We start from the raw sequence: 7,230 nt of genomic DNA, 5'->3' as shown, positions 1-7,230 counted from the left end.
GGCCGGGAGGCCGGGAGGCCGGGAGGCCGGGAGGCCGGGAGGCCGGGAGGCCGGGAGGCCGGGAGGCCGGGAGGCCGGGAGGCCGGGAGGCCGGGGGAAAACGACCGGGCGGGCCGGTCGGAACACCTCCCACTGCTCACGTGGGGTGTCCCGACCGGCCCGCCCGCTTGGGAAGGCGTGGTGTCACCGGCCCACAGGCTCGAGCTCCCGGTCCGTCTCGGCCTCGGGCGCCCCGGTGTCACCGAGGTTCTTGTGGAGCTTCTCGCCCTCCACGTCGACGTTCGGGAGCGCCTTGTCCAGCCAGCGCGGCAGCCACCAGGCGGACTTGCCGAGCAGGGCGAGGACCGCGGGCACGATCGCCATGCGGACGACGAAGGCGTCGAAGAGGACGGCGATCGCCAGGCCGAAGCCCATCATCTTGATCATGTCGTCGTTCTCCATGATGAAGCCGGAGAAGACGCTGATCATGATGATCGCGGCCGCGGCCACGACACGTCCGCCGTGGGTGAAGCCGGTCACGACCGCCTCGCCCGCGCGCGCCCCGTGGACGTACGCCTCGCGCATCCGCGTCACGAGGAAGACCTCGTAGTCCATCGCCAGGCCGAAGACCACACCGATCATGAAGATCGGCATCATGCTCATGATCGGGCCGGGCTGTTCGACACCCACGATGTCCGCGAGCCAGCCCCACTGGAAGACCGCGACCACGGCGCCGAGCGCGGCGGCCACCGAGAGCAGGAAGCCGAGCGCCGCCTTGAGGGGGACCAGGACCGAGCGGAAGACCAGCATCAGGAGCAGGAACGCCAGGCCGACGACCAGGCCGAGGTACGGCAGGAGCGCGTCGTCCAGGGTCTGCGAGAAGTCGATGGTCATCGCGGTCTGGCCGGTGACCAGGATCTCGGAGCCGGTGTCGGACCCGAGGCCGTCGGCGGCCGAGCGGATCGACTTGACCAGTTCCTCGGTCTCGCTGTCGCTCGGCCCGGTCTCCGGGACGACGTTCATGATCGCGGTGTCGCCGGCCTTGTTGGGCTGGGCGGGCGTCACGGCGGCGACGCCGTCGATCTTGGCGATCGAGTCGCCGACGGTCTTGGCGGCTCCCGCGGCGTCGGCGTCCTTGCTGATGGTGATCATCAGCGGGCCGTTGAAGCCGGCACCGAAGGAGTCCGACAGCATGTCGTACGCCTTGCGCTGCGTGCTGTCCGGCGCCGACGAGCCCTCGTCGGGCAGGCCGAGCTCCAGGCTGGCGGCCGGGACGGCCACGGCGCCGAGGCCGACGACGGCGACCAGGAGCACGGAGAGCGGGTGGCGCAGCACGAAGCGCGCCCAGCGGGTACCGAGCTTCGGCTTGGCGTTCGGGTCCTGGAGCTCGCTGGCGGACTTCTTGCGGTCCTTGCGGCGCAGCACCTTCCGGCCGGCGAAACCGAGCAGCGCGGGGATCATGGTGAGCGCGATGAGGACGGCGATCACGACGGTGGCCGCGGCGGCCAGACCCATCTTGGTCAGGATCGGGATGTTGACGATCGCGAGCCCCGAGAGGGCGACGACGACGGTGAGGCCGGCGAACACGACTGCGGAGCCTGCGGTTCCGGTGGCCCGGCCCGCGGCTTCCTCCGGTTCGCGGCCCTCGGCTATCTCCGCTCGGTAGCGGGAGACGATGAAGAGGGCGTAGTCGATGCCGACGGCGAGGCCGATCATCATCGCGAGCGTGGAGGTCGTGGCGGAGAGGTCCAGGACGCTGCCGAGTGCCGCGATGCCGGAGATGCCGATGCCCACGCCGATGATCGCGGTCAGCAGCGGCATGCCCGCGGCGACCAGCGAGCCGAAGGTGAGCATCAGGACGACCGCGGAGATCGCGATGCCGATGAGTTCGGCACTGCCGCCCAGCTCCTGCTCGGCCATGATGGCGTCGCCGCCGGTCTCGACCGTGAAGCCCGCGTCGCGGGTCTTGTCGGTCGCCGCGACGAGCGCGTCACGGGCCTCGTCGGTGAGCTCGGTGGCGGGCACCTTGTAGGTGACCGACGCATAGGCGGTGGTGCCGTCCTTGCTGACGGCCTTGGCCTCGTAGGGGTCGTCGACGCCGGCCACCTGCGGGCCCTTGCCTATCGCCGCGACCAGTCGGTCGACCTCGCCCTTGGGCAGTCCCTCGGTGAGCTTCTCGCCCTCGGGGGCACGGATGACGACGCGAGCGCTCGCTCCGTCGGCGCTGGCGTCGGGGAAGCGCTCCTCGAGTCGGTCGAAGGCCTTCTGCGATTCCGTTCCCGGCATCGAGAAGGAGTCTTCGGGCGCGGCGGGGGCGGCCGAGGCGGCGAAGATGGCACCGGCCATCAGCGCTACCCAGAGCAACGCCACATAGCGGCGTCGCCGGAAGGCGAGGCGGCCTAGTTTGTACAGGAACGTAGCCACGGCGAAAGGGACTCCCGTCGGGTTCGGCAGGCGTGGACGACCCTCTGCCGGTGCGATCGGCGCACGTCAGCGGGTCCAGCAGGATTCCTCTCCATACTCACTGCCGTTTGGGGGGAGTAAGTCCGCCTGCGAGCCGGACTATTGGCCCACGGGCGCTGTACTGCGCTGCGCGCAGAGTCATCCCATGGGAGGAGAGCCGATCTCCTTTTCTAGTTCACAGGGTGCAGTCACGTGTCAACGGTTTCTTCATCATTGGCGCGGAATTTTCGGCTCCCCTTTTGTCCCGCTCCAGCTCGGTCGGCATATCTGCACTACACACGCATTGTGGGCCGCTCGATCGCCGGAGCCGGTGCCTCAGCGCTTGAGGGCCACCGCCCCCTCGGCTGCCTGATCTGCCGCCCTGGCGCGGGCCACGGCGGCCTGCGCACCCTCGCCGAGCTCGTCGGCCAGGCGCGCACGGGCCAGCCAGTTGTACGGGCAGACGGGGCGGAGACTGATGCGCTCGCTCAGCAGTGTGCGGGCCAGTCCGTGGCGGCCCGCGCGCAGCGCGGCCTCCAGCAGGGTCTTGTGCACGGCGTCGCGCTGGGCATGACTCCCGCCGTACTCGCCCAGGCGGTGCCGTACGGGGAGGAGGAGGTCGACGGCCCGGTCGTAGTGGTGCTGCCCGAAGGCGATCAGCGCACGGCACACGGGCAGTCCGACGTCCGCGGTCATGGCGTGGTTGGACAGGCGTGGCCCGCTGTCCGCGACGTACCGCTCGCGCTCGCGCACCAGGCGTTCGGCCGCGGCGGTGCGGCCCGCGCCGGTGTACGCCATCACCGCGTGCACGTCGTTGAAGGCGTAGTACGCGCCGTCGTGGCGGGCGGCCCAGGCGTCGGCGAGCCGCTGCCACCTGTCCCCCGCGTCCTGGCCCGCGAGGTGCAGCCGCCACAGCAGGGCCGCCGCGTCCAGGAGCTCCATCGCCGCGCCGGTCGATCCCGCGTGGTGCAGGGCGGCGTCGTAGATCTCCAGTACGCGCGGGACGTCGCCGGCCTCCAGGGCGTAGAGGCAGTAGTGCCACCAGTTGTGGACGTTCAGGTAGTTGCCCGTCGCCCAGTCCTCGGCGCGGGCGTCGAGGTAGCGGATGCCGTCGGCGAACCGCCCCTGCATCTCGTAGGTGTGCACCACGGCGTGGATGGCCCACACGTCGCGCGGCCCGCGCTCGACGGCCTCCAGGCCCGTGTCCCTGGCCTTCTCGTAGTGGCCGGCTTCCTCCAGGCCGAAGGCGTACATGCCGAGGACGGGGCCGTAGTGCGGGTCCGCCGTGTCCCAGGCGGACAGGGCGCCGCCGACGCGGTCACGCAGCCGTGCCGCGTCGCCGGTGAAGAAGTCGATCTGGTGGCCGACCGCCAGGGCGAGCACGTCCCGCGGGTACTCCACGGAGATCTCGCCGAGGAGCCGGCCCGCGTGGTGGATGTCGCCCTTCAGCCACGCGGTGGCGGCGGCGACATGCATCCGCTCGCGCGGCGTCATCTCCCCGCGGTGCACGTGTTCCCTGAAGCGCTCGAAGGTGGTGCGGGCGTCGGCGGCGTCCTTCTCCTCGGTGCCTAGCAGGCCGAGGTGGGCGGCCAGGACGTGGCCCATGACCGAGCGTGGTGCGGCGGTGAGCACCTGGCGTGACGCGTCGGCCACCTCGGCGCGGAAGAACAGCAGATGTTCCAGCGCGCGCTCGTAGTGGTCCACGGCTTCGGCGCTGGTGCGCGACATCGGGTGACCGTGCCGGTCGCCTGCCATGATCGGCTCCTTCCGCAGGGAGGCACTGAGCGGCCGGTGTGCGGCCCGCTGAGCGACAGGAAACCAATCCTTCCCGTGTCGAAGGAACTTGACGCACCGTGACCGGTTCGCACTCCGTCACGGGAACGCCCTGGAGGCACTCTGGCATCACCGCTTCGGGCGGCCTACCTTGGCAGCGGTTGACGCACCACTCGCACGGCTTGTCACGCACTTGTCCATCTGGTCCCGGCAAGAGGCACGAGGTGAGCCATGTTCCTCCGTCACAGACGTCCCGCGCGCGGGCGCCCCGCCCGTCCGCGCCGCGGCCCGGCCCGTCGCGCCACAGTCGTCGCCACCGTCCTCGCCGCACTGGCCGCCGCCGCCATCGGCACCGCCCGGGCGACGCCCGACGAGAGCGGCCGCGCCGCTGAGGCCGGCCAGGCCACACCGTCCCTGGTGAAACCCATCGACCCGCAGAACTGGCGCAACCCCGACGACATGACCTGGAGCGAGTACCGCTCCGTGCCCGGCACCGACTGGGCCGATCCCGGCGTCGAACCCACCGATCGGACCATAAGGGGCGCTCTGGTGCTCCTCGACTACCCCGACGAGGGGTTCACCGTCAGCGGGCCGCCCGGTTCGAGCGTCTTCGGCAATCCGCAGCCCTCCGCCTCCGACGTCCCGCGCGAGCAACTCCCCCAGTTCTACGAGGACTTCCTCAACAAGCCCGGCGCGCTGAACCGCGGCCACACCATCAACGAGTACTGGATGGAGGACTCCGGCGGGCGCGTCGGCGTCGACCTGGATGCCTTCGGCGTGTACCGCATGCCGTTCAAGTCCTTCCAGTACGGCATCGAACCCGGCATGAACCCCGGCGCCTGCCCGTCCGGCACCACCTGCGGCAAGGACATCCGCACCAACGCCAGGGCGGCCTGGGTCGCCGAGGTCGGCGAGAAGAAGGCGGCCTCCTTCGACTTCGTCTTCTACCTCACCGCGGGGCAGGACGAGTCCTCCACCTGGCAGGAGTTCGGCCAGATGAAGTTCGGCTCCGAAGGGCAGGTGCCTGCCGCCTGGGGGCCGCCCGCCCCCATCGCCTCCGGCGGCAACTCCGCCGCCACCCGCTACGTCCCGTGGACCTCCTGGCAGGCCGCCGCCCGTATCTGGCCCAACGCCACCGACGGGTCCTCCACCCAGGCCGAGAGCTCGGGCATGGGGGTGTACGCCCACGAGCTCAGCCACATCCTGGGCATCGGCGACAACTACAACAACCCCTACGGCAAGCCCCTGAGCCGCGCCTACACCGGCATCTGGAGCATGCTCTCGCGCGGCTCGTTCAACGGCCCTGGCGGGCCGCACACCCGCTGGAAGATCCCCGCCACCGAAGGCGGCTCGATGGGCTCCCAGCACATCCTGCGCGACAAGCTCGAGCTGGACATCGTGGACGAGAAGAACGTGCTGCGCCTGGACCGCGACGCGCTCGACGAGTCCGGCATGGCCGTCGCCAAGGTCACCGCCCGCTCCGCGCCGCCCGGCGCGAAGGGCCTGTCCGGCGTCAACATCGCCATGTCGCGGGACCTGTCTCCCGCCTGCGACCGTGACACCGACCCGCTGTGCGACGGCGGCGGCTACCAGAACTACACCGTCGAGGTGGTGGACCGCATGGGCATGGACTCCTTCACCCCGGACAACGGAGTACTGATCACCAAGACCAAGAACGAGGACAAGGCCCCGTTCGCCTGGGTGATCGACGCCCACCCCGAGGACATCGACATGGTGGACTTCACGCGCCCCGACGGCACCCCGCAGAAGATCACCATGGGCGACTACCGCCAGCTCAGCGACGCGCTCTTCCACGCCGGAGCGGACTCCGGCAGTTCCTACGAGTACGTCGACCGCGCCAACCGCCTGCACTTCTACGTCACCGACATCCGGCGCGGCCGCTCGGGCGTGCTGTCGTACACCATCGCCGTCAAGTCCCTTGACGGCGCGGGCCCGCAGCGCCGCGGGACCGCGCTGCGCCGGGGCGAGGCGGCGGGAGACCCCGTCAAGAGCCGCGCCACCTGCACCTTCCCGCTGACCAACACCGGCCGTGCCCTGTCCGATCCGCCGGGCGAGCACCCCGAGAACGCCGCCCGCTATCTCGACTCCGACGTCTACCGGCTCTCCGCCAAGGCCTCGGGCCGCGGCTGGTCCGCATGGCTGCCGAACGAGTTGGCCACCGCCAGGGCGGGCGCGACGGTGGACGTCGACGTCGCCGTCACCGCCACACCTAAGGCCGGCCCGCGCGGCCACCTCACCCTCACCGCCCGCTCGGTGAGCGACCCGCACAAAACCGCGAAGGCCACCTGCTCCCTGTCGAAGAGGGGCGGCCACTGACAGCACCCCCGCGACCCCGCGGGACCACGGAGGTGCGGGCGACGGCCCGCACCTCCCTGGCGCCCGGCCCACACCTCCGCCACGCTGAACCCGTGGACTGGAGCTCCGTGGTGGCGACCGTCATCGGTGCGGCGATCGGCATCACGGCCACCGTCATCGCGGACCGCGATCGCCGGCGCCGAGAACTGGCCGACCGGGCCCTCGAAGTCCGAAGAGAGGCATACGCGTCGTTCATGACAGCCATGAACGACGCCGGCGAAGCCATCCGTGCCGTCAGTCTCGGTGACCACCAGAGCGACGCGGGACGGGAATCCGCGACGCGCGAGGCGTTCAGGTCCGCGGGCGCTCACGCCGCCTTGGAACGTCTGCGCCTCGTAGCGCGGCCCGACGTCGAAGCCGCCGCCAAGGAGGCGTTCTGGTCCATGCGCCATCTGCGCGATCACTACGCGGCCGGCAGAGCCCCGGACGACGCCGTCGCGTACGAGGCCCGCATGGAGCTCGAGGAGAACCTCGCCGTCCTGCGCGGCCTGATGCGGAGCGACCTGGCGGCGACGAGGCCCGGAGAGAGATGAGGTCAAAGGGCGTCGGTGGCACGACGCCGAGCGGTTCGCGGCGTGAGTGGGCGGCACGGCCGACGGGCGGCGCGCCCGTCGGCCGTACCCATGTGCAGGCCGTGCAGGCAGCTCCCGCCCTCGGATC

Annotated in this window: 4 protein-coding genes; 2 read left to right on the top strand and 2 right to left on the bottom strand. The window is 71.0% G+C overall.

Annotated elements, in window-relative coordinates; genetic code table 11:
* Positions 1–183: 183 nt before the first annotated feature.
* Both AB0N81_RS11405 and AB0N81_RS11400 read right to left on the bottom strand, forming a co-directional pair.
* Positions 184–2,403, bottom strand: coding sequence for an MMPL family transporter (locus AB0N81_RS11405; RefSeq protein ID WP_365357558.1), 2,220 nt, complete (start codon positions 2,401–2,403; stop codon positions 184–186).
* A 354-nt stretch (positions 2,404–2,757) separates the two neighbouring features.
* Positions 2,758–4,176, bottom strand: a complete 1,419-nt coding sequence (locus AB0N81_RS11400) for a tetratricopeptide repeat protein (protein ID WP_365357557.1) — start codon at positions 4,174–4,176, stop codon at positions 2,758–2,760.
* Positions 4,177–4,425: 249 nt separating this feature from the next.
* On the opposite strand from AB0N81_RS11400, the gene AB0N81_RS11395 reads away from it, so the two are divergent.
* Both AB0N81_RS11395 and AB0N81_RS11390 read left to right on the top strand, forming a co-directional pair.
* Complete coding sequence (locus AB0N81_RS11395; protein WP_365357556.1) at positions 4,426–6,531, top strand: M6 family metalloprotease domain-containing protein; 2,106 nt, start codon at positions 4,426–4,428, stop codon at positions 6,529–6,531.
* A gap of 92 nt (positions 6,532–6,623) precedes the next feature.
* Positions 6,624–7,103, top strand: coding sequence for a hypothetical protein (locus AB0N81_RS11390; protein ID WP_365357555.1), 480 nt, complete (start codon positions 6,624–6,626; stop codon positions 7,101–7,103).
* The last annotated feature ends 127 nt before the right edge of the window (positions 7,104–7,230 follow it).

It is taken from the genome of Streptomyces sp. NPDC093510, assembly GCF_040683555.1.
Taxonomy (GTDB): Bacteria; Actinomycetota; Actinomycetes; order Streptomycetales; family Streptomycetaceae; genus Streptomyces.
The sequence above is the reverse complement of the archived record's forward strand: the minus strand, read 5'-3'. Positions and strand labels throughout refer to the sequence as shown.